This is a genomic window from Pseudomonas sp. DVZ6, from assembly GCF_024259445.1.
Lineage (GTDB): Bacteria > Pseudomonadota > Gammaproteobacteria > Pseudomonadales > Pseudomonadaceae > Aquipseudomonas > Aquipseudomonas peradeniyensis.
Window position 1 is genome coordinate 21,960 of record NZ_JANCLM010000013.1, and the last position, 22,606, is coordinate 44,565.

The window sequence follows — 22,606 nt, forward strand, 5'->3', positions numbered from 1 at the left end:
GTCCCTTAACCGCGCGGCGCTTGGGCGCTGGCGACTTTGACATTGGCGCCGGCAACCTTCGGCGCCGGGTTGCTGGCCTCCAGGGCCTGGCGCTGCTGGGCGAGGGCGGCGAGGGTCTGCTCGCTGGCCATCGGCGTTTCCTCAGGGGTGACCGGCGAGCCCGGGCGCACGCGCTGCAGGCCCTTGACCACGATGCGGTCGTCCTTGGCCAGGCCACTGCGCACGATGCGCAGGCCTTCGAGCTTGGGTCCCAGTTCCACGGCGCGGTAGGCGGCCTTGTTGTCCTTGTCCATGACCAGCACGAACTTCTTGCCAAGGTCGGTGCCGACCGCTTCGTCGTTGATCAGCACGGCGTCGTACTGGGCGCTGCCGACCAGCTTCAGGCGCGCGTACAGGCCCGGGGTGAACTGGCCGTCGCGGTTGTCGAACACGGCGCGGCCACGGATGGTGCCGGTGCGCGGGTTGACCTGGTTGTCGACGAAGTTCATCTGGCCCAGGTGCGGGTTGCCGGTCTCGTTGGTCAGGCCCAGGTACACCGGGGTGCTCTGGCCGCGCTGGCCGTCGCGGGCGAGCTGGCTGTACTTGAGGTACACGCGCTCGTCGGCGTCGAAGTAGGCGTACACCTTGTCGGTGGAGACCACGCTGGTCAGCGGGGTGACGTCGGCGCTGACGATGTTGCCGGCGGTGAACTGGGCGCGGCTGACGCGGCCACTGATCGGCGCGGTAACGCGGGTGAAGCTCAGGTTCAGGCGGGCCAGGTCGAGCTGGGCCTGGATCGCGTCGACCCCGGCGCGGGCTTCGGCGGCGGCGCTGCTGCGCGACTCGGCCAGTTCCGCAGAAATCGCGTTGCTGTCGCGCAGGCGCTCGCCACGGCGGGCTTCGTTGGCGCTGCGGATGGCGGTGGCCTTGGCCTGTTGCAGCTGGGCTTCGAGGCGGCGCACTTCTGCCTGGAACGGGCGTGGGTCGATCTGGAACAGCAGGTCGCCTTTCTTGACCTGGGCGCCTTCGGTGAAGGCCACCTGGTCGATCTGGCCGGACACCCGTGGACGTACCTCGACGGTTTCCGGCGCTTCGAGGCGGCCGGTGAACTCGTCCCATTCGTTGATCGGCTGTTCGATCACCTTGGCTACGCTGACCTTGGGCGCGGCGGGAGCCTGCACGGCGTCGGGGGTGCGACCACAAGCGCTGAGCACCACCACTGCCAGGGCAGCGAGGGGGAAGCGCAAGGGTTTGAGTGAGTGATCCATGGAGAACTCCGCCAATGTATTAGTAGTGGGCGGAGTGTGAGTGTCTTGCACGTGGCGCACGAATCAAACGGAGCGAAGGTTATTATCACGCGCAATGATAGGTCGGGTGCCGTCATCGATCCGGACGCATGGTTTCAGGCCGGCATCACCCCGTGTAGGAGCGGCCTTGCGCCGCGAAAGGGCTGCGCAGCAGCCCCAGGATTTCAGCGTTGACGCATCAATTGCCGGGGCTGCTTAGCAGCCCTTTCGCGGCACAAGGCCGCTCCTACAGGGGGATGGTGTAATTCGGCAGTCAGCGTGGCCCGCCGGATGCCTTCTCACGCAACGCCTTGGCCACTTTCGCCTCGATCTCGTAGGCCGGCCCCTCCAGTGCCTGGTAATCCCGGGTATAGCGCCTGGCGAATTCCTCCACCCCCAGTTCCTGGTACTGCTGCACATGCTTGAGCTCATGGGCCCACAGCGCCACGTTGTCCTCGGCATCGGCGCTGCGACGGAAAATGATGGTGTCGATCAGGGTCACCGCGTTGACGTCCGGGTTCTGCAGCAATGCGTTGGCGGCGCTGATCTGCTGTTCATCGCCCACCCGGTAGCGCGCCGCGTCGAGCACGGCGAAATCGTACCAGGGCTCGAGCTGGGCACGGACATGCAGGGGGATCGGCTGGCTGCCGCTGGCGGTGGCCTCATCGCGAGCCTGGCGTAGGGCGAATACCAGGCTGCCGCTGGCCATGCGCTCGACATCCTGCAGCACCTGGCCGCCCTGGTTGGGGTCGATGGGCGCGCAGAAACACACCACCAGGCATACCTGGTATTGCCCGACCGGGCAGTTGTCCTGGGCGAAGGCGGGCAGAGTCAACAGCAGTCCCAGCAGCGTACTAGCGAGCCTCATCGAAGACCCGTCCGACCAGTTTGCGGCTGGCGTCCAGCACCTGCGCCTGCACCGGCTCGCTGGCCAGCATACGGCCCACCACCAGTGCGCCGACGCACTGACTGAGCAAGGCCCAGGCCAGCTCGGAGTCGTCGAGGGTCTCGCTCCACGCCTGGTGCAGCTCCACCAGCCAGTGTTCGGCCTGTTCGCGCACCGGTCGCTCGGCGCGGGCGATCTCCACCCCCAGTGGCGGCAGTGGGCAGCCGCCCTCGGCATTGTGCAGGTGGGCCAGGCTCAGGTATTGCTCGAGCAGGCGCTTGAGCCGGGGCCGATCGGTGCCACGCTCGACCAGACGCGCCAACGGGCTGTTGGCCAGTTCGCGGCGGACGATCTCGCTGAACAGGTCGTCCTTGGACGGGAAATGGTTGTAGAAGGCGCCGCCGGTCAGGCCGATGGCCTTCATCAGCCCGGCCACGCCGGTGGCGGCGAAACCCCCGCGCTTGGCCAGGGCGCCGCTGCTGGCCAGCAGCTTTTCGCGGGTCTGTTGCTTGTGGTCGGTGCTGTAGCGCATGCGCGGAACCTCTTGGCGCGGGCTTGACGATAGGCTGATCGTAGCATAGCGTTCGTTTACTAAACGATCATTCATCAATGGAGCGGTCCATGGCAGAACAACAAAAGGTCGTGCTGGTGATCGGCGCGGGCGACGCCACCGGGGGCGAGATCGCCAAGCGTTTCGCCCGCGAGGGGTATGTCGCCTGCGTGACCCGGCGCCAGGTGGAAAAACTGCAGCCGCTGGTCGATGAGATCCGCGCCGCGGGCGGGCAGGCCCATGGCTTTGGGTCCGATGCGCGCAAGGAAGAGGAGGTGGCCGAGCTGGTCGAGACCATCGAGCGTGATATCGGCCCGATTGACGCCTTTGTCTTCAACATCGGCGCCAATGTTCCGTGCAGCATTCTCGAGGAAACCCCGCGCAAGTACTTCAAGATCTGGGAAATGGCCTGCTTCGCCGGCTTTCTCACCGCCCAGGCGGTCGCCCGGCGCATGGTGACCCGCGAGCGCGGCACCATCGTCTTTACCGGCGCCACCGCCGGTACCCGCGGGGCGGCCGGTTTCGCCGCCTTCGCCGGGGCCAAGCATGGCCTGCGCGCCTTGGCCCAGAGCATGGCGCGGGAGCTTGGGCCGCGCAACATCCATGTCGCCCATGTGGTGGTCGACGGCGCCATCGACACCGCGTTCATCCGCGACAGCTTCCCCGAACGCTATGCGCTCAAGGACCAGGACGGCATCCTGGACCCGGCGCACATCGCCGACAGCTACTGGTTCCTGCATGCCCAGCCACGGGATGCCTGGACCTTCGAACTTGACCTGCGCCCGTGGATGGAGCGCTGGTAAGTCCCACCCTCATACAAGGAACGAATCATGAGCAAGACCGTCGAGTTCTTCCTGGACCTGGGCAGCCCGGCCACTTACCTGGCCTCGACCCAGCTACCCGCCCTGTGCGCGCGTCACGGGGCGCGGTTGGTGTACAAGCCGATTCTGCTGGGCGGGGTGTTCCAGGCCACCGGCAACGCCTCGCCGGTCATGGTGCCGGCCAAGGGGCGCTATATGCGCATCGACCTCAAGCGCTACGCCGACCGCTATGGCGTGCCCCTGACCCTGCCGCCAGGGTTTCCGGTCAACACCCTGACCTTGATGCGCGGGCTGACTGGCGTCCAGTTGTTTGCCGAGGAACGTTTCGAAGCGCTGTTGAAGGTGCTGTTCGAAGGGCTGTTCGTGCACGGGCGCAATCTGGCAGACCCTGCGGTATTGGGTATGACCTTGGCCGCAGGAGGCTTCGAGGCCGAGATGTTCCAGGAGCTGGCCGTGCGACCCGAGGTCAAGGACGCCTTGCGCAAAGCTACCGAGGAGGCGGTCGAACGTGGCGTGTTCGGGGCGCCGACATTCTTCGTCGACGGGCAGATGTTCTTCGGCCAGGACCGGCTGGATTTCGTCGAGCAGGCTTTGGCCCGGCAGGCATGACGATCTGGCCATGCCACCCCCCTGTAGGAGCGGCCTTGTGCCGCGAAAGGGGCGCGAAGCGGCCCCGGCGATCTTTGCGTCAACGCTGAAACCCTGGGGCCGCTTCGCGCCCCATTCGCGGCACAAGGCCGCTCCTACAGGGGATCAGACCAACAGTCGTTCTATTTGATCGCGTTCCCAGAGGCTCAGGTGATCCACCGGATTGGTGCCATAGCGGTGCCAGTCGTCCAGCGTGCCCTGGCGCCCATCCGGGCTCTGGCAGTGGCTGCAGTGGGCCAGTCCCTCGCTGTCCAGCACCAGGCTCAGGCGCCAGCCGTCGACTAGCACCTCGACCTGCCCGCCGGCCAGGCGGGCGACCGTTACCAGCGATCGGACGCCAAGGGCGGCGTCACGCAGGCACTGGTACGCCTCACGGCTGGCGACGGTGGTCATGGGCGGATCAGAAGTTCGCCGGGGTATTGGCGCTGATGATCTCGGCCTCGTCGGGGCCGATGTTCTTGAAGGTGTGGGGCAGGGTGGTAGGGATGTAGTAACCATCGCCGGCGTTAAGCACGCTGACCTGGCCATCGACCCACAGCTCCATGGTGCCTCGGGTGACCAGGCCGCATTCCTCGCCTTCGGCGTGGACGATCGGCTCGCCGGAATCGGCGCCCGGCGCATACAGCTCGCGCAGCATGCGCATCTGCCGGCCTTCGACACTCGCACCGACCAGCAGCATGCGCAGGCCGTTACGGCCCAGGTCGGGCTGCTCGCCGCCACGGAAAACGTAACGTTCCTCGCGCACCGGCTCGTCGAAACTGAAGAACTCCGCCAGGGACATGGGGATCCCTTCGAGCAGTTTCTTGAGGGAACTGACCGAAGGGCTGACCCGGTTCTGCTCGATCTGCGAGATCGTCGAGTTGGTCAGCCCGCTGCGGCGGGCCAGTTCCCGTTGGGAGAGGTTGTTGCGTTCACGCACCAGTTTGAGTCGTGTCCCCGTGTCCATAGCCGCCTTGTTTGCAGAGGTGTCAAAAATAATGGGCGAGGCATTAAAACACACTCTGCAGGCTTGCGCGCTGTGCGTCTCAGTGACGCTGGTCGCTCGCTGCCGGCCACAGCCCCACCAACAACAGCAGGGCACCCACGGCAAGGAACGGCAGGCGCGGGTCGAGGGCATAGACCAGAGTGCCGGCCAGCGGCCCGATCACCGCGCCCATGCCCTGGGCGGCGCCGATCGAGCCGGCCGTGGCACCCTGTTCGCTGGCGTGCATGGCGTTGGCCGCCAGGGCGGAGAATGCCGGGAAGACGAAGCCCATGCCAAACGCGGCGACGAAGAATGCGCTCCACAGCCAGGGTGCGTGGGTTGCCAGCGCTGCGGCAGCGAAGCCCAGGCCGGAGATGCTGGCGCCGACACGGATCATTTTCGCCGGCGGCCACTCGAGCCTGCGCAGGAACACCTGCGCCAGCATCAGCGCCACGCCCACGCAGGTCAGGGCGATGCCCGCGGCCTGGGCGGCGTCGCCGGCCTCCAGGTGCAGGCGATCGAGGGCGAAGAAACCGACGGCGATCTGCGACACGGTGATGCTCAGCATGGCGCTGAAGGCCACCAGCAACGGGCGGCGCAGGCGTGGATCGGACAGGCGCACCGGATTGGGCGCATGAACGTGTGCCAGTGGCTGCGGCTTGAGCTTGAACAGCAGCACCACGAACGCCGTGGCCGGCAGCAGCGACATGGCATAGAACGGCAGGCTCAGGCTGTAGCGCGACAGCAGCGCGGCCAGTGCCGGGCCGACCACCAGGCCGACGGCATTGGCCGCGCCCAGCGAAGCCATGGCCCGCGCCCGGCGCTGGGGCTCGACATGGTCGGCAATCAGGGCATTGCCGCCCACCGGCAGCGCGGCATAGAAGGCGCCGATCAGGCCGCGGGCCAGCATCAGCCCGAAGAACGCCACGCTCGCGCCCGGCAGCCAGCGCAATGCGCCGTCGATGAACAGGCACAGCACCCAGTAGGCCAGGGTGAAGCCGCCGCTGCCCAGCAACAGTACGCGGCGCCGGCCATAGCGGTCGGCCAGGCGCCCCCAGGGCCGCGCCAGCAGCACCCAGACCACGCCGGCCACGGTCACCGCCGCGCCGGCCTGCCAGGTGGCCATGCCCAGCAGGCGGGCGATGGGGCCGATCAGGGCGACGAAGGCCATCATCGACATGGTGCAGGCCATGTTCACCAGCATCAGTGGACGCAGGTCCAGGGTGCTGGACGGGGTCAAGGCGGCAGGGTCCTTTGCAACGTTCATGGGGCAGTCCGGGGCAGTTCGACGAAATGAGCGCCAATGTTAGTAATAATTATTTACATGTGTCGACCCCGGCAATGCTCATTCACTGCGGCGCAGCGGGCCTGGCCACATGCTACGCAAGACGCCGTCGCGGCGCACCAGGGCATGCACCAACGCCGCCCCCAGGTGCAGCAGCACGGTGGCGAACAGCAGGTAGCCGGCCCAGCCGTGGGCCTGGCGCAGTATGGCGTACAACTGCAAGTCGTGGGGGGCGATGGCGGGCAGTTGCAGGGGCCGTGGATAGCCACCGGCCGAGAGCATGGCCCAGCCGAGCAGCGGCATGGCCAGCATCAGGCCGTACAGCAGCAGGTGCGAGGCGCCGGCGGCCAGCCGTTGCAGGCGCGGCAGGTCGCCGGGCAGCGCCGGGTGTGGCAGGGCCAGGCGCAAGGCGATACGCAGGATCACCAGCACCAGCAGGGCCAGGCCTGTGGCCTTGTGCAGCTCGACCAGCAGCGGATGCCGTGGCGACAGGTCGCCGACCATGTTCACGCCGATGAACAGCATGGCCAGGATCAGCGCGGCCATCAGCCAGTGCAGCAGGCGGGCCAGGGGGTGGAAGGCGGTGGCGGTCATGGGCGGGCTCCTTCGCTCAGCGCTTCGTGGCTGCGGCGGTTGAACGACACTGAATAGGCGGCCGAGCGGGCGGCGAGGATCGGGTCGGCGGACGGTTCGATGCCGTGGGGCAGGATCAGCGGGTCGAAGTTCAGGTCGCGGCAAGCGCCTTGCTCGGGGCCGTCGACCCGTTCCAGCACCAGGGTGCCGGCGTCGATGCTGCGACGTTCGACGGGCCAGGGACGGGCAGGGTCGTCCACCGGGTCGCCGGGCTCGGCCAGGGTCAGGCGCAGGGTCCAGCGCAGCGGGCCCTGGGCCAGGCGTTGCTGCAGGTCGTGCTGGAGGAACTGCTGGTCATCGACCTGGGCGGGCAGGGCAGCGAACGCTGTCTGCGGCTCCAGGGCCCAGCGTACCGGGTGGGCGTTGCCCTGGGCATCGATCAGGCGAAAGGCATTGATGCTGTTGTAGGCGGTGCTGGCGAAGCTGTCGCTGGGCTTGTAGCTGGCCGCCCACTGGCGAAACGCCGCGCTTTCCGGGTGGCTGGCGAAAAACGCCTGCAGCTTCGCTGGGTCCGGCTTGCCGGTGGCCGGGTCGGGCGCCCCGGCCAGCACCTGCTGGTAGAACGCCTCGGGCGTGCTCACCGCCAGCACCGGCGGGTTGTTCATGCCGGTGCGCCAGACCTGGCCGTCGTCGCTGCTCAACTGGATGGCCAGGCTGCGTACCGGTATGGCGGTGTCCGGGGCGAAGGGGTTGGCGCCGCCGATGGCGAAACGACCGATCACCGGCACCTGGGCCTGGCTGAAGACGCGGGCGCTGGAGAGCGCCGCAGCCTGCCCGCTGGCCTGGAAGTAACCGCTGACGCACAGGCCTTTGGCATGGTTTTTCCGATAGCCGGGATAATGGCCGGCCTGAGCCTCGAAGGTGTCGATGATGCGCTGCGGGGTCAGCCCTGGCGCGCCGATCCAGCCGGCGGCATAGGCGAAGCCCGCTCCGAGGGCGGCGAGGGTGGCGCCGATGGCGGCCAGGCGCAGGGCCTTGGCGGTGCCATGCAGGGGAGTGGTCATGGGGACGCTCCGGTCAGGTGGGATGAGCCGGTACGACGCAAGGGCGAACGATTTATTCCCGCCGGGGGAATAGATTTCGTGCCGGGCCGTCTGCCCATTACACTGACTGCCCATTGGGGCCCGGAACCCGACCATGCACGATCTGGACGACCAACAATGGCGCGAGCTGCTGCAACGCCTGCGCCGCTTCGCCCTGTGGCTGACCCGCGAGCCCGGCGGCGCCGACGACCTGGTCCAGGCCACGGTCGAGCGTGCCCTGAGCCGCCGTGGCCAGCAGCGCGACGCCGACAGCCTGCGGCCCTGGCTGTTCACCATCCTTTACCGGCTGTTCCTCGACGGCAAGCGCCGCGAGCGCCTGCACGCCCGTTGGCTGGCCTGGTTCGGTCGGGGCCAGGCCGAGGAACCGGCCGGTGGCGAGATCGAGAGCATCGTCCTGGCCCAGGCCGATCTGCGCGCCTTCGCCCGGCTGTCGGCGGAGCAACGCGCCCTGTTGCTGCTGGTCAGCGTCGAAGGCCTGAGCTACAAGGAGGCGGCCGACACCCTCGGCATTCCCATCGGCACGGTGATGTCGCGCCTGTCGCGTGCCCGTGCTGCCCTGCGTGAACTGACCGAGGGCAACCCCACGCCCCCGGCCCTGCGGAGACTCAAATGACGCGCCTGATCCCCACCGAGCACGAGTTGCACGCCTATGTCGACGAGCGCCTGGAGCCGGCTCGCCGGGCCGAGGTCGAGGCGTGGCTGGCGGTCAATCCCGAGGATGCGGCGCGGATCGAGGCCTGGCGCGGCGATGCCCGGCGCCTGCGGGCGGCCCTGGCCGGCTTCGGCGAGCAGCCCAGCGATCCGGCGCTGGACCTGGCGCCCCTGCGCCGCCGCCTGCGCCAGCGTCGGCAATGGCGCCTGGCACAGGCGGCGGTATTGCTGCTGGCCGTGGGCCTGGGCGGCCTGGGCGGCTGGCAGGCACGTGAGGCGACGCTGTTCGCCGGCATGTTGCCCATGGCCGATGCGGTGGAGGCCCACCGATTGTTCGCCGATGCAAGCACGCTGGATATCCAGGCCAGTGATCCGGCGCGGCTGCAGGCCTGGCTGGGACGTCACTTCAACCGTGTCGGCCAATTGCCGGACCTGTCTGGCTATGGTCTGCAGCCGGTGGGCGCACGCCTGCTGAGCAACGAGGCGGGGCCGGCGGCGCTGCTGGTGTTCCAGGACCGCCAAGGGCTGCGCATCAGCCTGTTCCTGCGCTCGCCCGGCGAGCACTTCGAGCGCATGCCCAGCGGCCAGCGCACCGACGGCCAGTTGCAGGCCCGCTACTGGTCCCACGGTGACTACAACTTCGCCCTGGTCAGCGCGGTGGACGATGCCCGTGGCGAGCAGGTGCGCCGGGCACTCGGCGTCAGCCTGTAGGCCAGTCACCTGTCCCGGGTATCGATGCTCACCACCACCGACATCCCCGGCCGCAGCTGCCTGGCCTCGGGCTGGTCGCCATCGACGGTGATCCGCACCGGGATGCGCTGGGCGATCTTGACGAAGTTGCCGGTGGCGTTGTCGGCCTGCAGCAGGGCGAATTCCGAGCCGGTGGCCGGGGAGATCTGCTGCACGTGGCCGCGCAGCTTCAGGTGGTTGAGCGCATCGACGGTGAAGGTCGCCGGTTGGCCGATGCGCACCTTGGCCATCTGCGTTTCCTTCAGGTTGGCGATCACCCACAAGGTGTCCGGCACCAGCGCCATCAACTGCGCGCCGGGATTGACGTAGGCGCCCAGGCGGGTGCCGATCTGCCCCAACTGGCCGTCCCGCGGCGCCTTGACCCGGGTGTTGTCCAGGTCGATGCGGGCCAGCTCCACGGCGGCCCTGGCATTCTCCACCGAGGCCTGCAGCGCGGCACGGTTGACGATTACCGTCTCGCGGTCCTGGCGGGCGATTTCCAGCGCGGCCCTGGCCTGGGCCAGGCTGGCGACGGCGGCGGCATGGCTGGCGCGGCTCAGGTCCAGTTCGCGGCGCGACACCGAGCCGTCGCTGACCAGCGCCTGGTTGCGCTGCAGGTCGGCCTTGGCCTTGTCGGCCTGGGCCGCGGCGTCGCTGATCGCGGCCTGACGCTGGGCGATGCCGGCCTCGGCGCTGTTGCGCTGCTGCAGGTTGTTGGCCAGCGCCGCTTCCTGCTGTTTGAGCTGGGCGATGGATTGGGCCAGGCGCTGGGTGTAGATGCGGTCATCCAGGCGCACCAGCAGGTCGCCCTGCTTGACGAACTGGAAGTCGTGCACCGGCACCTCGACGATATAGCCGCCCAACTGTGGCCCGATGATCGTCACCTGGCCGCGCACCAGGGCGTTCTCGGTGCTCTCGATGGCGCTGCTGAACGGCGGCAGGCGCCAGGCGTACAGCACCAGCAGGATGCCGGCCACGGCCACGGCGGCGAAGCTCAGCGACGACAGCAGGCGCACCCGCCGGCTGCGCGCCGGGCTGGTCGGTTCGCTGGGTGGTTGCGCGCCTTCCGGGGTTTCGGCGATGGCGGTGGTGGTGGTCGTTGGCGTCTCTTGGGTCATCGGCTCGGGGTACCGCTGGTGGAGTGGTTGTAGCGCAGGTACAGGCTGCGGATGAAGATCCAGATCATGGTCAGGATAGCGATGGCGCCGATCAGCATGAACACATCGTTGTAGGCCAGCACATTGGCCTCGCGGGTCGCAGCGTTGGCCAGCAGGCGCATGCCGGCCTCGTTGCGCAGCGCCGGGTCGGCGAACACCCCGGCGTAACCGGCGCCACCGCCCTGCACGCGGGCGCTGACCAAGGGTTCCAGGGCGCTCAGGCGATCCATCAGCTGGTTGGAGTGGAATTTTTCGCGCACGGTCTGGAAGGTGCCCAGCAGCGCTGAGCCGATCAGTCCGCCGAGGTTGTTGCAGATACCGAACAGCACCGAGAAGCTCACCAGGTTGCGCGGGTTGGCGCGCACATGGCCGATGCCCAGCGCCATCGACGGGCCGACGAAGAACGTGCTGCCGAAGGCCAGGAGGAACTGGCTGAGGTACATCTGCGCCGGACGGGTCAGGTTGCTCGAGGTGCTGTCCATGAAGGCGCCGGTGGCCATGGCCGCCAGGGAGATGAACAACGGCAGCACCAGGTGCTGGGGGGTGATGGTCAGGGCGCTGGTGGTCAGCCCCGTGACCGCGCCCAGCAGCATCACCGCGTACAGCGCGCGCATCTGCTCGTTGCCCATGTTCAGTGCCTGGAGAAAACCCACGGCGCCGGTGGACTGCTCGGAGATCACCATGCGGATCAGGATCACGCACAGGGCCAGGCGGATGATCGCGCCGCTGCCCAGCCAGCGGGTCATCAGCAGCGGGTTGCTGCGGTTGTGCTCGATGGCCAGGCCCGAGAGGATCAGGGCGATGGAGCACGCCAGGGCGACGCCGATCCACGGCGCGTCCAGCCACCAGTCGATGCGCCCCAGCGATAGCGCCGCGCAGAGCAGGGCGGTGCCGCTGGCCATCAGGGTGAAGGTGAGGAAATCCAGGGGCTCGAAGGTCTTGAAGCGATCGCCGGGGGGCAGCTTTAGCAGCAGCACGCAGCCCAGCGCGGCCAGGGCCAGGCCCAGCTCGAACAGGTACAGCCCCCGCCACTCGGCGATCTGCAGCAGGTCCTCGGAGAACACCCGGGCCAGCGGCACCGCCAGCTGCGAGGCGCCAAGGCCCAGGACCATCGCCTTGAGCCGCCACTGCGCGGGGAAGGCCTGGATCATGTAGTACAGGCCCAGCGAACTCAGCGCGGCGCCGACCATGCCATGGGCGGCGCGCACGGCGATGGCCGAGTTGAGGTCATTGACGAACAGGTGGGCGAGGGTGACCAGGGCATAGAGCACCAGGAACACCTCGGTGAAGGCGCGCAGGCCGAACTCCTGGCGGAACTTCACCAGCAGCAGGTTCATCGACACGTTGGTCATCACGAAGGCCGCCGGCAGCCAGGCCATTTCGGCACTGGTGGCACCCAGCGCGCCCTGCAGGAACGGCAGGTTGGCGACCACCAGGGCGTTGCCCAGGCCGCCCGTGATGGCCACCAGCAGGCCGACCAGGCCGAAGGCCAGGCGCTTGGCCGGGGCGTGCAGCGGCGTCGAGGGCGAGCCGGGCAGGCTGGGCTTCTCATGGGGGAGCCACTGGCGGGGGGCGTACTTGTCCATCGGGTTGTCCGTTACCGCGGGTAATCCGACTCTACGTCAATGGCCGTTTGGATGAAATCATCGCTCAAACGCCGAGCGCCAGGCGCATGGCGCAGCGATTGCCCAGGCCATGGGCCAGCTCGCCGGCAAGGATGCCTTGCAGGCGCGCATCAAGCTGCGGCGCGGGGATGCGCTCGAAACCATAGCGGGCGTAGAACGGGGCATTCCAGGGGACATCGTCGAAGGTGGTCAGGGTCAGCCAGGCCAGGCCGTTCAGGCGCGCGGCTGTACGCGCCTGGTCCAGCAGGCCGCGACCCAGGCCCTGGCCCTGGGCTTCCTGGCGGACCGATATCTCATGGATGTGCAGGGCGTCGCCTGTGGTGCTGGCGCAGAGAAAACCCAGCGGCAGGTCCCGGCCATCCACGGCAACCCAGCTGCCGCCCTCGGTGACGAACGTCAGGTGCTCGGCTTCGTTCATCACATCGCTGTCGGCCAGCCAGGCCAGGTGCGGCAATTGCCGGAAAGCCTGGGCCGCAGAGCGTTCCAGGGTAGGGAGCAGGGGGATATCGCTGACGAGGGTGGGGCGCACGTGCATGGTGGATCAGGGCCTGTAGGAAATCGCGCAGCCCATTGGGCTGCGCTGTTGCATAAAGAACTGTACCCCTGTGGGAGCGGGCTTGCCGCGAAGCAGGCGTCGCGGTGCTTGGCACCGGCTTTGCCGGTGATCGCGGGGGTAGCCCGCTCCCACGCTGTTCCAATCTGCGCAGGAAGAGTGGAGTTTGCCAGATCGGTGTGTGAAGGTGTTGCATTGTAATTGTTATAACGTAACATTTATGGTCTTCCTTTCATCCAGGGCCTCCACCGTGATCCGCAGAAACCCCTCCGGCCATCTCCCGCAAATCGCCGAATCGGCCTATATCGATCACACCGCCATCATCTGCGGCAAGGTGATCATCCACGACAACGTGTTCGTCGGCCCCTATGCGGTGATCCGCGCCGACGAGGTGGACGGCAGCGGCGACATGCAGCCGATCGTCATCGGCGCCAACTCCAATATCCAGGACGGCGTGGTGATCCACTCCAAGTCCGGCGCGGCGGTGCGCATCGGCCAGTACAGCTCGATCGCCCACCGCTCCATCGTCCATGGTCCGTGCGAGGTCGGTGACCGGGTGTTCATCGGTTTCAACAGCGTGCTGTTCAACTGCAAGGTCGGCGACGGCAGCGTGGTGCGGCACAACTCGGTGGTCGACGGTCGCGACCTGCCACCGCGCTTTTATGTGCCGCCCACCGAGCACATCGGCCCGCATACCGACCTGGAGCGTTACCCGCCGGTCAGCGTGTCGGCCTCGGAGTTCTCCGAGGACGTGGCGCGCACCAACATCGACCTGGTCCAGGGCTACAAGGCCCTGCAGAACGAGTTCTGAACATGGACACATTGCTGGTGCGCAACGCACGGCTGGTCAATGAAGGGCGCGAGTTCGAAGGCGACCTGCTGGTGCGCCACGGGCGCATCGAGCGGATCGCCGGCAGCCTCGACAATGCCCGGGCGGCGCTGGAGATCGATGCCCGGGGTGCCTGGCTGCTGCCGGGGATGATCGACGACCAGGTGCATTTCCGCGAGCCGGGGGCGCCGCACAAGGGCAGCATCGCCAGCGAGTCGCGGGCGGCGGTGGCCGGGGGCATCACCAGCTACATGGACATGCCCAACACCAACCCGCCGACCCTGACCCTGGAGGCGCTGGCCGACAAGAAGCGACGGGCGGCGGCGAGTTCGCGGGCCAACTATGGCTTCCACTTCGGCGTGAGCCGCGACAACCTCGACACCATCGCCGCCCTCGACCCGCGCGAAGTGGCCGGGATCAAGGTGTTCATGGGGGCCTCCACCGGCGACATGCTGGTGGATGACCCGCAGGTGCTGGAAAAGCTCTTCGTCTATGCGCCGACCATCGTCCTGGCGCACTGCGAGCACACCCCGAGCATCCTCGAGAACGAGGGCTGGTGGCGGGCCCGCCACGGAGAGTTCATTCCCCCGGCCGCGCACCCGCTGATCCGCGACGCCGATGCCTGCTACCGCTCCTCGAGCCTGGCCGTGGAACTGGCCCGGCGTTTCGGCACGCGCCTGCACGTGCTGCACCTGACCACGGTGCGGGAGCTGGCGCTGTTCACGCCGGGCCCGGTGAGCGGCAAGCACATCACCGCCGAGGTGTGCTTGCACCATCTGCTGTTCGACGACAGCGACTACGCAAGCCTCGGCCACCTGATCAAGTGCAACCCGGCGATCAAGACCGGCACCGACCGTGACGCTTTGCGCAAGGCCCTGGCCCGCGACCGCATCGATGTGATCGGCACCGACCATGCGCCGCACACCCTGGAGGAAAAGCGCCGGGTGTATACCCGCGCGCCGTCCGGCCTGCCGCTGGTGCAGCATGCCTTGCCGGCGGCGCTGGAGCTGGTCAGCGAAGGGGTGTTGAGCATGGCCCAGGTGGTGAACAAGACCAGCCACGCGGTGGCCGAACTGTTCGCCATCCGCGAGCGCGGTTTCCTGCGCGAGGGGTATTGGGCGGACTTCGCCATCGTCGAGCGCCTGGCCAGCCCACGGGCGGTGGCGGACGACCCGATCCTGGCGCATTGCGGCTGGACGCCGTTCCAGCAGCGCGCCTTCCACCATGTGGTGCGCAGCACGGTGGTGTCCGGGCAACTGGCCTGGCACCAGGGGCGGGTACGCGACCAATGCCAGGGCTTGCCCTTGATGTTCGACCGCTGAATCCCCCCAGATCGCCCATCCCTTCGGGCTGCTCTGTCGCGCACGGAACAGAAGAGCACGCATCACCAACGTGGGAGCGGGCTAGCCCCGCGATCACCGGCAAAGCCGGTGCCATACACCGCATCGCGGGGCAAGCCCGCTCCCACGCTGTTCAAGTCAGCAAGTTACGTTTTGTTCCATGAGGGCGGTCTCGCGCCCCCAGCATTCTGGAGTTACCCCCATGACTGAAGAGCAACTGCTGCAACAACCCGCCAGCGCCTACATGAACGAACCCCAGCGCCAGTTCTTCCGCAACCTGCTGCTGACCCAGCGCGGCGAGCTGCAGACGCGCATCGAGCAGGAGTTCCGCGCCCTGCGCGAACAGGAAGTGCACAGCGACCCCGCCGACATCGGCAGCGCCGAGGAGGAACGTCACTGGCAACTGCGCTCGCTGGAGCGGGAGAAGAAGCTGCTGGACAAGATCGACCAGGCGCTGGAGCGCCTGGCCCGGGGCGATTACGGCTGGTGCGAGGAAACCGGCGAGCCGATTGGCCTGCGCCGCCTGCTGCTGCGGCCCACCGCCACCCTGTGCGTCGAGGCCAAGGAACGCCAGGAGCTGCGCGAACGGCATGTGCGCGACGACGTCTAGTCAGAGGGCAGACCCTGGGCCTGCAATTGCCAGCGCACCGCGCTCACGCCTTTCTCCAGGCTCACCCGCCCGACCAGGCGCTCCAGCTGGGTCGGCGCCTGCGGCGTGCCGAGCAGCTCGGCGCGCACTTCCAGGCGTGCCGGATCGGCCAGGTCCTCGCTGTGCAGCGACTGCAGGCGCAGGCCCGGGTCGCTGAGGCTGTGCAGCATCAGGCTGCGCACCTGGATCTCGTCCTCGGCGCGGCAGACGATGCGCACCTCGTAGCGCTGCTCGACCTCGCTGGCCGGCACCACGTCCTGGCGGTCCAGGCGCTGGGCGAGGTCGCGCAGCAGGATGTTGGCGCACAGCACCACCAGGCTGCCCAGGGAGGCCTCCAGCAGCAAGCCGAGGCTGCACAGCACGCCGACCGCGGCGGTGCACCAGAGGGTAGCGGCGGTGTTCAGGCCGCGCACGTTGAAGCCGTCGCGCATGATCACGCCACCGCCGAGAAAGCCGATGCCCGACACCACATAGGCGGCGATGCGTGAGGCATCGGTGGGTGCCATGCCCGGCACGGCCTGGGTCATCAGCACGAACAGGCAGGCGCCGGTGCTGACCAGGGCGTTGGTGCGCAGGCCCGTCAGGCGCTGGCGCAGTTGACGTTCGGCACCGATCAGGGCACCGAGCAGCAGGGCCACGCTGACGCGCAGCAGAAAGATTTTCCAATCCATAGCGAACTCCGTTCCGCGGGCGATGGCCCGCACGAGCACCGACCGCAGACGGCGCGAATGAAAGCGAGGAATGCGCAGGACCACGCGCCATGCCAGGTGGCAGGGCAGGAAAGGAAGGAGGAATGTTCAGCCCCGCAGGGCCGAAGGGAACCACCGTCTACCGTGTGCGGCGAGACAGTGGCAGGAACGCTGCCGGACTAGCTCGCCGTGTGGGCCTGTCGCAATCGACTGGGGCTACTGTCCAATGCAGTGGACTCCTGTGTGGGGGATGCTTGAGTGCGCGGCGGACCATACGCCTCGACCCGCGCAGGGTCAAGGCGTGAATCATGACAATTGCGTTACGCCAGGCGCTGGCAGACGTAGGCCTGGGTCCGGTAGGGGAAGGCGATGCGCTCGCGGCCCTTGAGGTCCGGGTGGTTGTCGATCAGCTCCTGCAACCGGGCCATGACCCTGTCCTGTTCGGCCTGGGGCAGGGCGGCGATGAAGCTGACCGAGCGCAGGCGTTCGAGGATCACCGTCTGCGGGCTGCCTTGATGGACGTGGGGCAGGGTGGTCAGTTGCGGCGCGCTGAAGCGGCTGCCCGCGAAGGCGTCGCGCCAGCGACCGGTGTGAAAGCGTGGGGTGTCGCCCTCGTAGGGGGTGATGATCTCGGTGATCCGCGCCACCCAGTCCACCGCTTCGTCACGCACGTTCCAGATCAGCCCCAGGCGGCCGCCCGGCGCCAGCACCCGGTGCATTTCGCGCAGGGCAGCGGCGTCGGCGAACCAGTGGAAGGCCTGGGCGCAGACCAGCACCTGCTGGCTGGCGTCGGCCAGCGGGATGTGCTGGGCGGTGCCTTCGAGCACCGGGACCTCGGGCAGCCGCTCGCTGAATCGCTCGCGCATGGCGGCCACCGGCTCCACCGCCGTCAGGCGCGGCGCCAACGCGGCGAGCAGGCGGGTGAACTTGCCGGTGCCAGCGCCCAGGTCGAGGACCGGGGTGCCGGCGCCGATGCCCAGGGTGTCGCGCAGCCAGCCCTGCAAGGCGCTGGGATAGTCGGGCCGGCCCTGCTCGTAGTTGCTCGACTGGCGGGTGTAGCCGGTGCTGGCTGAGACGTGCACATCCTTCATGGAAAATCCCTCCGAATGACCTGGCGGCAATGGTACCCTTGCGCCTTTCGTTGCCAACCCCCCGGACCGATCCATGTTGTTCAATCTCGCCGTGCTGTTCGGCACCCTGGTGGCCATGGAGGGCGTCGGCACGCTGGCCCACAAGTATGTCATGCACGGCTGGGGCTGGTGGCTGCACCGCTCGCACCATGAGCCGCAGCTGGGCATGCTGGAGACCAACGACCTCTACCTGCTGGCCCTGGGCCTGATCGCCACGGCGCTGGTGGCCCTGGGCAAGGCCGGGCATGCACCGTTGCAATGGGTTGGCGCTGGGGTAGCGGGGTATGGCGTAGCCTATGTGCTGGCCCACGATGGCTTTTTCCACCGGCACTGGCCGCGAGCACCGAAACCGGTCAACCGCTACCTCAGGCGCCTGTATCGGGCGCATCGCCTGCACCATGCGGTGAAGGGGCGCCAGGGCAGCGTTTCGTTCGGCTTCTTCTACGCGCCGCCCTTGCGGGTGTTGAAGCAACAGCTGAAGCGGCGGCGGGGCTGAGCTTCACGCCTCTCCCCGACCTTCAGGCGCCGCCGGCCTACCAGGCCAGCGGATGCTCGAATCCCTTCCAGCACAACCAGCGCCTCACCTCGCCATGCGCCCCGGTGCCGATCTGCCATTGCGGCCTGCCGCTGTCCAGGGCGATCAGTGAAATGAAACCGGCATGGCTGGCCACCGCCAGGGTGCGGCCATCGGCGCTGATGTCCATGGCGCTGATGGTCGAGCCGAGGTAGTGCTGCCAGTGCTCGCTGCCGTCCTCGCCGAAGGCGCGCAGGTAGCCATGGGCGTCGCCGACGATGTACTCGCTTTCACGGGCCACGCCGGCGTAGATCCGTGCGCCGTCCTGCAACAGCGGCGTGCGCGGGTCCTCGCTGTAGAAACCGGTATCCAGCCCCGGCAGGTCGGTCACCCGCACGCCGACGGTGCCGCCCCGGTAGAAGTGGCAGGCGTTGAGGATCAGCTGGTCGCCACGCCGGTTGAACAGGGCGAAGTGCGGGTATTCGCTGGCCGGGCCCACTTCGGCGATGGGCTTGAACTGCTCGTCGAGCACCAGGTGTCGGCCGCATTGCTCGCCCAGGGCGATCAGCCGGCCATCCGGTGACAGCGCGGCATGCTCCATGGCCAGGCCCAGGACGATGTCGTCCGGATCGGTGCCCTGGCGCAGTTCATCGAGAATGTCCGCCTGCCGCGGCAACAGGCGCGTGGCACCGCTGGCGGCGAGCACGAAGATGCCGTCGCTGCTGACCAGCAGGACCCGCTGGCCATCGGGGAAGGGCAGCAGCGCGGTGGGTATCGGCGGCAGGTCGAGGGGGTCGAACGGGTAGCCGGCGGGCAACCCTTCCAGGCCATGGGGCCAGGCCAGCCTGGCCACCTGCGGGCCGCCCCAGCCATCGGTCACGCGCACCCCTTCGGCATTGGCCAGGGCGTAGTAGCGCCGTTGCGGGCAGCGGCCGAAATGCTCGACGCCGATCACCGGGGTGACGCCCTGGTCGTCGATGCGCAGCACCTGCCCCCGGTCGAACGGCATGCCGATGCGCGCCAGCAGGCTGCCGTCGTCGAGCAGCAGCAGGCTGCCGATGCCCTGGGCCTGTTCCTCGAACAAGGGCACCAGTGGCAGGTGCGCCGGCGGCCAGGCCTCGCGGAACAGCTGGCGCTGTGCCGGGTCGACGCCGGGCCGGTTGATGGCCCGCAGCGCCGCCAGCCAGGCGTCGAGCAGGTGTTCGGTGGCCGCTGCCTGCGGCTCTTCCAGATCGTCCCAGCCTTGCGCACGGCCCTGCGCGACATAGCGGTTGATGGCCTCGGCGTAGGCGATGACCGCCTCGCGCCACTGCTGCTGGGGGTGCTGCTTGTCCATGGGCGGATCGAACTCCTTGTTCCGCAGGGGGGGGGTGGCGATGCCACAAAAGGGTGCATGGTACTCCGTCCGCACCCGAGGTTGTGAGGGCCGGGCTTGATGCGTACCATGCTGGGCATCCTTCCAATAATCAAACGTGCGTCACCGGCCTGGCACCTGGGCAGGCGATGTGCGTCCTGTTGCCTTGCCCGCGGAGAAAAACCTCATCACATGAATGGACCCGTACCCACCTCAATGCCCCCCACAGCCGGCAACGGCAGCTGGCTGAGCGTCATCGCCCTGGCCCTTGCGGCGTTCATCTTCAACACCACCGAGTTCGTCCCGGTGGCGCTGCTCAGCGATATCGGCCGCAGCTTCGAGATGACCACCGCGCAGGTCGGCCTGATGCTGACCATCTATGCCTGGGTGGTGGCGCTGGCGTCGCTGCCGATGATGCTGATGACCCGCAACATCGAGCGGCGGCGCCTGCTGCTGATCGTGTTCCTGGTGTTCATCGCCAGCCACCTGTTGTCGTGGTTGTCGCAGAGCTTCGCCATGCTGCTGGTCAGCCGTATCGGCATCGCCCTGGCCCACGCGGTGTTCTGGGCCATCACTGCGTCGCTGGCGGTGCGCGTGGCGCCGCCCGGCCAGCAGGCCAAGGCGCTGGGCCTTTTGGCCACCGGCACCACTCTGGCGATGGTCATGGGCATCCCGCTGGGGCGGGTGGTGGGCGAGGCGCTGGGCTGGCGCATTACCTTCCTGTGCATTGCCGGGGTGGCGCTGGCGACCATGCTGTGCCTGATGAAGTCGCTGCCGCTGCTGCCGAGCCAGAACTCCGGCTCGCTGCGCAGCTTGCCTATCCTGTTCAAGCGCCCGGCGCTGGTGATCACCTACGTGCTGGTGACGCTGGTGATCACCGCGCAGTTCACCGCCTACAGCTACATCGAGCCGTTCGCCCTGCACGTGGCGCAGATCAGTGGTGAACACACCACGTTGCTGTTGTTGCTGTACGGTGGTGCCGGCGTGTTCGGCTCGGTGCTGTTCAGCCGCTACAGCGAGCGCTTCCCCCATGGCTTCCTGGTGGGCGCCATCGGCGCGCTTGCCGCGTGCCTGCTGTTGCTGTTGCCGCTGTCGGGCAATTTCCAGGTGTTCGCCGCCCTGAACATGGTCTGGGGCGTGGCGATCCTGAGCTTCAGCCTGGCCCTGCAGTCCAAGACCCTCAAGCTCGCCTCGGACGCCACCGACGTGGCCATGGCGTTGTTCTCGGGGATCTACAACATCGGCATCGGCGGCGGCGCGCTGCTGGGCAGCATCGTCAGCAGCCAGCTGGGCGTGGCGCATATCGGCCTGGTCGGTGGCGGCGTCGCCGTCGTTGGCCTGGTGCTGGCGTTGGCCAGCACCCAACGCTTTCGCGAGGCCCTGACGCGAGTTCCCGGCCAGGCCTGAACCGCGACCTCTGCAGGAGCGGCTTTAGCCGCGATCACCCGCGAAGCGGGTGCCAGGCTCCGCGTTGCCTGCATCGCGGCTAAAGCCGCTCCTACAGAAAAAACCCGCTTCCCGGCACCTCCACCCCTGGGAATCTCTCCCGACTGATCCGCATCAATCCCCCTGGCAACCAGCGCCCCTGTAATAGGGGCGCTTGTGCATCGGCAAGGCTGCCACTAATATCCAAGCGTTTTCTTGTGTAATTGCCTGTTCCCCCTGGCCAGGCCATCAATACGGACGTTGATATGGATTTGCACACCTCCCTGTGGCTGTTCCAGGCCATCCAGGCCGTGGGCCTGGCGTTATGGCTGAGCATCGCGGTATTGAACAACCTGCAGGCTTTCGCCAGTTCCGTCGGCGCCATCGGCGCCACCCTGGCCATGGCGCCGCTGCGCCAACCGCCGGCCATCGACTTCCCCCTGCTGCGCCGGGCCTGCCAGTCGGCCGGCCTGGCCCGCGCCGCGCTGCTGGTGATCCTGCTGCTGCAGATCGTCGCCAGCCTGGCGGCCTGGGTCGGCTGCTACGGGCTGATCATCGCCCAGGATCCGCTCATGGCCCGCGCCTGGCTGAACCTGGCGCTCGCCGCGTTCCTAGCCTTCACCTTCGCCATGCTGCTCGGTGGCCTGTGGTTCGGCTACTGGATTCGCCAGGAAGGCCTGCAGCTCACCCATCTGGTGCTGGTGCTGTGGGCGATCCTGGCGTTCTTCCTGTTCAACCTGAACTGGGCCTGAGGCGAGGACGCGCGATGAATAGCAAGACGATACTTGGCAGCGCCCTGGTACTGGCGCTGGTCACCGCCGGCGGTCTGGCCTGGCGCCACACCGGCCAGGCCCAGGCCACGGCGACACCGGCGCGGCACCTGGTCAAGGTGGCCCTGGCCACGGTGCAGAAAGCACCGCAAAAACGCGCCTTCGCCGGCGTCGGCGAGCTGGAGGCGGTACACCAGGTGCTGGTCTCGGCCGAAATCGGCGGACGGGTGACGGCGATCAACTTCACATCCGGCCAGCAGGTGCGCAAGGGCGATGTGCTGGTCACCCTCAACGATGCCCCGGAGCAGGCCGAGCGCCTGCGCCTGAAGGCCCAGCTGGACAATGCGCGGACCAACCACCGGCGGGTCAAGGACCTGCTGCGCGAGAACGCTGCCACCCAGGAACAGCTGGACAATGCCCTGGCGGCCCGCGACATGGCCCAGGGCGAGCTGGCCCGCACCGAGGCGGTGATCGCCCAGAAGGCGGTGCGCGCACCGTTCGACGGGCGCCTGGGCATCCGCCGGGTGAACCAGGGGCAGTACCTCAATGTCGGCGATCCGGTAGTCAGCCTGATCGACACCCGCAGCCTGTACGTCAACTTCTCCCTCGAAGAGCAGTTGAGCGCCCAGCTGCGCCCCGGCCAGCCGGTCGAGGTGCGCCTGGACGCCTTCCCCGACACGCCGTTCACCGCCCATATCACGGCCATCGACCCGCTGATCGGGCGGTCGCGCACGGTGCAGGTCCAGGCCACCCTGGCCAAACCTGATGCGCGCCTTGCGGCCGGCATGTACGCCAGCGTGCAGGTGGCCAGCCCCGATGACGGCCAGGTGCTGACCGTGCCGGAAACCGCGGTGGCCTACACCGCCTATGGCGACACGGTGTTCGTCGCCCGCCGCGATGACGCCGCCGATGCCCTGGTGGTGCAGCGGGTGGCGGTGCGCACCGGCGAGCGCCAGGCCGGCCGTGTGGTGATCGAGCAGGGTCTGAACGAGGACGACCAGGTGGTGGTATCCGGGCAGTTGCGCCTGAGCGACGGTACCGCCGTGCAAGCCACCGAAGACACCCTGCAGGCCCCGGCCAGCGGCGCCTGACCCCA

The 22,606-nt window shown here is 68.0% G+C and carries 25 protein-coding genes; 11 read left to right on the forward strand and 14 right to left on the reverse strand.

The genetic code is table 11. The annotated features are described in order from the left end of the window. Window positions 1–5: 5 nt before the first annotated feature. The 3 genes from mexE to NMG10_RS09660 all read right to left on the reverse strand — a co-directional run bounded on the left by mexE (window position 6) and on the right by NMG10_RS09660 (window position 2,683). Window positions 6–1,247: a multidrug efflux RND transporter periplasmic adaptor subunit MexE gene (gene mexE, locus NMG10_RS09650; RefSeq protein WP_203652452.1), complete on the reverse strand. Its 1,242-nt coding sequence runs from the start codon at window positions 1,245–1,247 to the stop codon at window positions 6–8. A gap of 292 nt (window positions 1,248–1,539) precedes the next feature. After that, complete coding sequence (locus tag NMG10_RS09655) at window positions 1,540–2,133, reverse strand: DUF4157 domain-containing protein (RefSeq protein ID WP_234560908.1); 594 nt, start codon at window positions 2,131–2,133, stop codon at window positions 1,540–1,542. Then, window positions 2,120–2,683, reverse strand: a complete 564-nt coding sequence (locus NMG10_RS09660) for a TetR/AcrR family transcriptional regulator (protein WP_232856139.1) — start codon at window positions 2,681–2,683, stop codon at window positions 2,120–2,122. Before NMG10_RS09660 ends, NMG10_RS09655 begins: the two co-directional genes overlap by 14 nt. A gap of 89 nt (window positions 2,684–2,772) precedes the next feature. Between NMG10_RS09660 and NMG10_RS09665 the strand changes: the two genes are divergently transcribed. Next, window positions 2,773–3,504, forward strand: coding sequence for an SDR family oxidoreductase (locus tag NMG10_RS09665; RefSeq protein WP_254464248.1), 732 nt, complete (start codon window positions 2,773–2,775; stop codon window positions 3,502–3,504). A 27-nt stretch (window positions 3,505–3,531) separates the two neighbouring features. Beyond that, the gene (locus NMG10_RS09670) at window positions 3,532–4,131 is read left to right on the forward strand and encodes a 2-hydroxychromene-2-carboxylate isomerase (protein ID WP_232856137.1); all 600 of its coding nucleotides are present in this window, start codon (window positions 3,532–3,534) and stop codon (window positions 4,129–4,131) included. Between the two features lie 144 nt (window positions 4,132–4,275). On the opposite strand, the gene NMG10_RS09675 is transcribed toward NMG10_RS09670, so the two are convergent. The 5 genes from NMG10_RS09675 to NMG10_RS09695 form a co-directional block, all read right to left on the reverse strand. After that, entirely contained in the window at window positions 4,276–4,563 is a 288-nt protein-coding gene (locus NMG10_RS09675; protein ID WP_203652456.1) for a hypothetical protein, read from the reverse strand. Between the two features lie 7 nt (window positions 4,564–4,570). Further along, window positions 4,571–5,116 (reverse strand): cupin domain-containing protein, encoded by a 546-nt coding sequence (locus NMG10_RS09680; RefSeq protein ID WP_050705832.1) that lies wholly within the window; start codon window positions 5,114–5,116, stop codon window positions 4,571–4,573. Window positions 5,117–5,195: 79 nt separating this feature from the next. After that, a complete protein-coding gene (locus tag NMG10_RS09685; protein ID WP_203652457.1) occupies window positions 5,196–6,401 on the reverse strand; it encodes an MFS transporter in 1,206 nt (401 codons plus the stop codon). 78 nt (window positions 6,402–6,479) lie between these two features. Further along, on the reverse strand, window positions 6,480–7,013 hold the full coding sequence (locus NMG10_RS09690; protein ID WP_232856135.1) for a cytochrome b: 534 nt from the start codon (window positions 7,011–7,013) through the stop codon (window positions 6,480–6,482). Further along, complete coding sequence (locus NMG10_RS09695; protein WP_254464249.1) at window positions 7,010–8,056, reverse strand: catalase family peroxidase; 1,047 nt, start codon at window positions 8,054–8,056, stop codon at window positions 7,010–7,012. Before NMG10_RS09695 ends, NMG10_RS09690 begins: the two co-directional genes overlap by 4 nt. 133 nt (window positions 8,057–8,189) lie before the next feature. On the opposite strand from NMG10_RS09695, the gene NMG10_RS09700 reads away from it, so the two are divergent. Together NMG10_RS09700 and NMG10_RS09705 are read left to right on the forward strand one after the other, a co-directional pair. Further along, window positions 8,190–8,708, forward strand: a complete 519-nt coding sequence (locus NMG10_RS09700; protein ID WP_232856133.1) for a sigma-70 family RNA polymerase sigma factor — start codon at window positions 8,190–8,192, stop codon at window positions 8,706–8,708. Beyond that, complete coding sequence (locus NMG10_RS09705) at window positions 8,705–9,457, forward strand: anti-sigma factor (protein ID WP_203652458.1); 753 nt, start codon at window positions 8,705–8,707, stop codon at window positions 9,455–9,457. Before NMG10_RS09700 ends, NMG10_RS09705 begins: the two co-directional genes overlap by 4 nt. Window positions 9,458–9,462: 5 nt before the next feature. Here NMG10_RS09705 and NMG10_RS09710 read toward each other — a convergent pair whose 3' ends face one another. The 3 genes from NMG10_RS09710 to NMG10_RS09720 all read right to left on the reverse strand — a co-directional run bounded on the left by NMG10_RS09710 (window position 9,463) and on the right by NMG10_RS09720 (window position 12,792). Beyond that, complete coding sequence (locus NMG10_RS09710) at window positions 9,463–10,593, reverse strand: HlyD family secretion protein (protein ID WP_254464250.1); 1,131 nt, start codon at window positions 10,591–10,593, stop codon at window positions 9,463–9,465. After that, window positions 10,590–12,218 (reverse strand): MFS transporter, encoded by a 1,629-nt coding sequence (locus NMG10_RS09715; protein WP_254464251.1) that lies wholly within the window; start codon window positions 12,216–12,218, stop codon window positions 10,590–10,592. Before NMG10_RS09715 ends, NMG10_RS09710 begins: the two co-directional genes overlap by 4 nt. 64 nt (window positions 12,219–12,282) lie before the next feature. After that, complete coding sequence (locus NMG10_RS09720) at window positions 12,283–12,792, reverse strand: GNAT family N-acetyltransferase (RefSeq protein WP_254464252.1); 510 nt, start codon at window positions 12,790–12,792, stop codon at window positions 12,283–12,285. Window positions 12,793–13,060: 268 nt separating this feature from the next. Here NMG10_RS09720 and NMG10_RS09725 point away from each other — a divergent pair, with 268 nt between their 5' ends. The 3 genes from NMG10_RS09725 (at window position 13,061) to dksA (ending at window position 15,589) form a co-directional block, all read left to right on the forward strand. Next, window positions 13,061–13,621 (forward strand): carbonate dehydratase, encoded by a 561-nt coding sequence (locus tag NMG10_RS09725; protein ID WP_062362175.1) that lies wholly within the window; start codon window positions 13,061–13,063, stop codon window positions 13,619–13,621. Between the two features lie 2 nt (window positions 13,622–13,623). Then, window positions 13,624–14,961, forward strand: coding sequence for a dihydroorotase (locus NMG10_RS09730; RefSeq protein ID WP_254464253.1), 1,338 nt, complete (start codon window positions 13,624–13,626; stop codon window positions 14,959–14,961). Between the two features lie 220 nt (window positions 14,962–15,181). Next, the gene (gene dksA / locus NMG10_RS09735; RefSeq protein ID WP_203652463.1) at window positions 15,182–15,589 is read left to right on the forward strand and encodes an RNA polymerase-binding protein DksA; all 408 of its coding nucleotides are present in this window, start codon (window positions 15,182–15,184) and stop codon (window positions 15,587–15,589) included. On the opposite strand, the gene NMG10_RS09740 is transcribed toward dksA, so the two are convergent. Further along, window positions 15,586–16,299 (reverse strand): MgtC/SapB family protein, encoded by a 714-nt coding sequence (locus tag NMG10_RS09740; protein WP_203652464.1) that lies wholly within the window; start codon window positions 16,297–16,299, stop codon window positions 15,586–15,588. The genes dksA and NMG10_RS09740 overlap by 4 nt on opposite strands. Before the next feature lie 338 nt (window positions 16,300–16,637). Then, entirely contained in the window at window positions 16,638–17,408 is a 771-nt protein-coding gene (locus NMG10_RS09745; RefSeq protein WP_232856126.1) for a class I SAM-dependent methyltransferase, read from the reverse strand. 73 nt (window positions 17,409–17,481) lie between these two features. On the opposite strand from NMG10_RS09745, the gene NMG10_RS09750 reads away from it, so the two are divergent. Next, window positions 17,482–17,943, forward strand: coding sequence for a sterol desaturase family protein (locus tag NMG10_RS09750; RefSeq protein WP_186712493.1), 462 nt, complete (start codon window positions 17,482–17,484; stop codon window positions 17,941–17,943). 37 nt (window positions 17,944–17,980) lie between these two features. Here NMG10_RS09750 and NMG10_RS09755 read toward each other — a convergent pair whose 3' ends face one another. Next, the gene (locus NMG10_RS09755) at window positions 17,981–19,297 is read right to left on the reverse strand and encodes a hypothetical protein (RefSeq protein ID WP_254464254.1); all 1,317 of its coding nucleotides are present in this window, start codon (window positions 19,295–19,297) and stop codon (window positions 17,981–17,983) included. 210 nt (window positions 19,298–19,507) lie between these two features. On the opposite strand from NMG10_RS09755, the gene NMG10_RS09760 reads away from it, so the two are divergent. The 3 genes from NMG10_RS09760 to NMG10_RS09770 all read left to right on the forward strand — a co-directional run bounded on the left by NMG10_RS09760 (window position 19,508) and on the right by NMG10_RS09770 (window position 22,601). Then, window positions 19,508–20,722, forward strand: coding sequence for a sugar transporter (locus NMG10_RS09760; protein WP_203652468.1), 1,215 nt, complete (start codon window positions 19,508–19,510; stop codon window positions 20,720–20,722). A 284-nt stretch (window positions 20,723–21,006) separates the two neighbouring features. After that, window positions 21,007–21,492, forward strand: a complete 486-nt coding sequence (locus tag NMG10_RS09765; RefSeq protein ID WP_203652469.1) for a DUF2165 family protein — start codon at window positions 21,007–21,009, stop codon at window positions 21,490–21,492. Between the two features lie 14 nt (window positions 21,493–21,506). Then, the gene (locus NMG10_RS09770) at window positions 21,507–22,601 is read left to right on the forward strand and encodes an efflux RND transporter periplasmic adaptor subunit (RefSeq protein WP_203652470.1); all 1,095 of its coding nucleotides are present in this window, start codon (window positions 21,507–21,509) and stop codon (window positions 22,599–22,601) included. Window positions 22,602–22,606 lie beyond the last annotated feature (5 nt).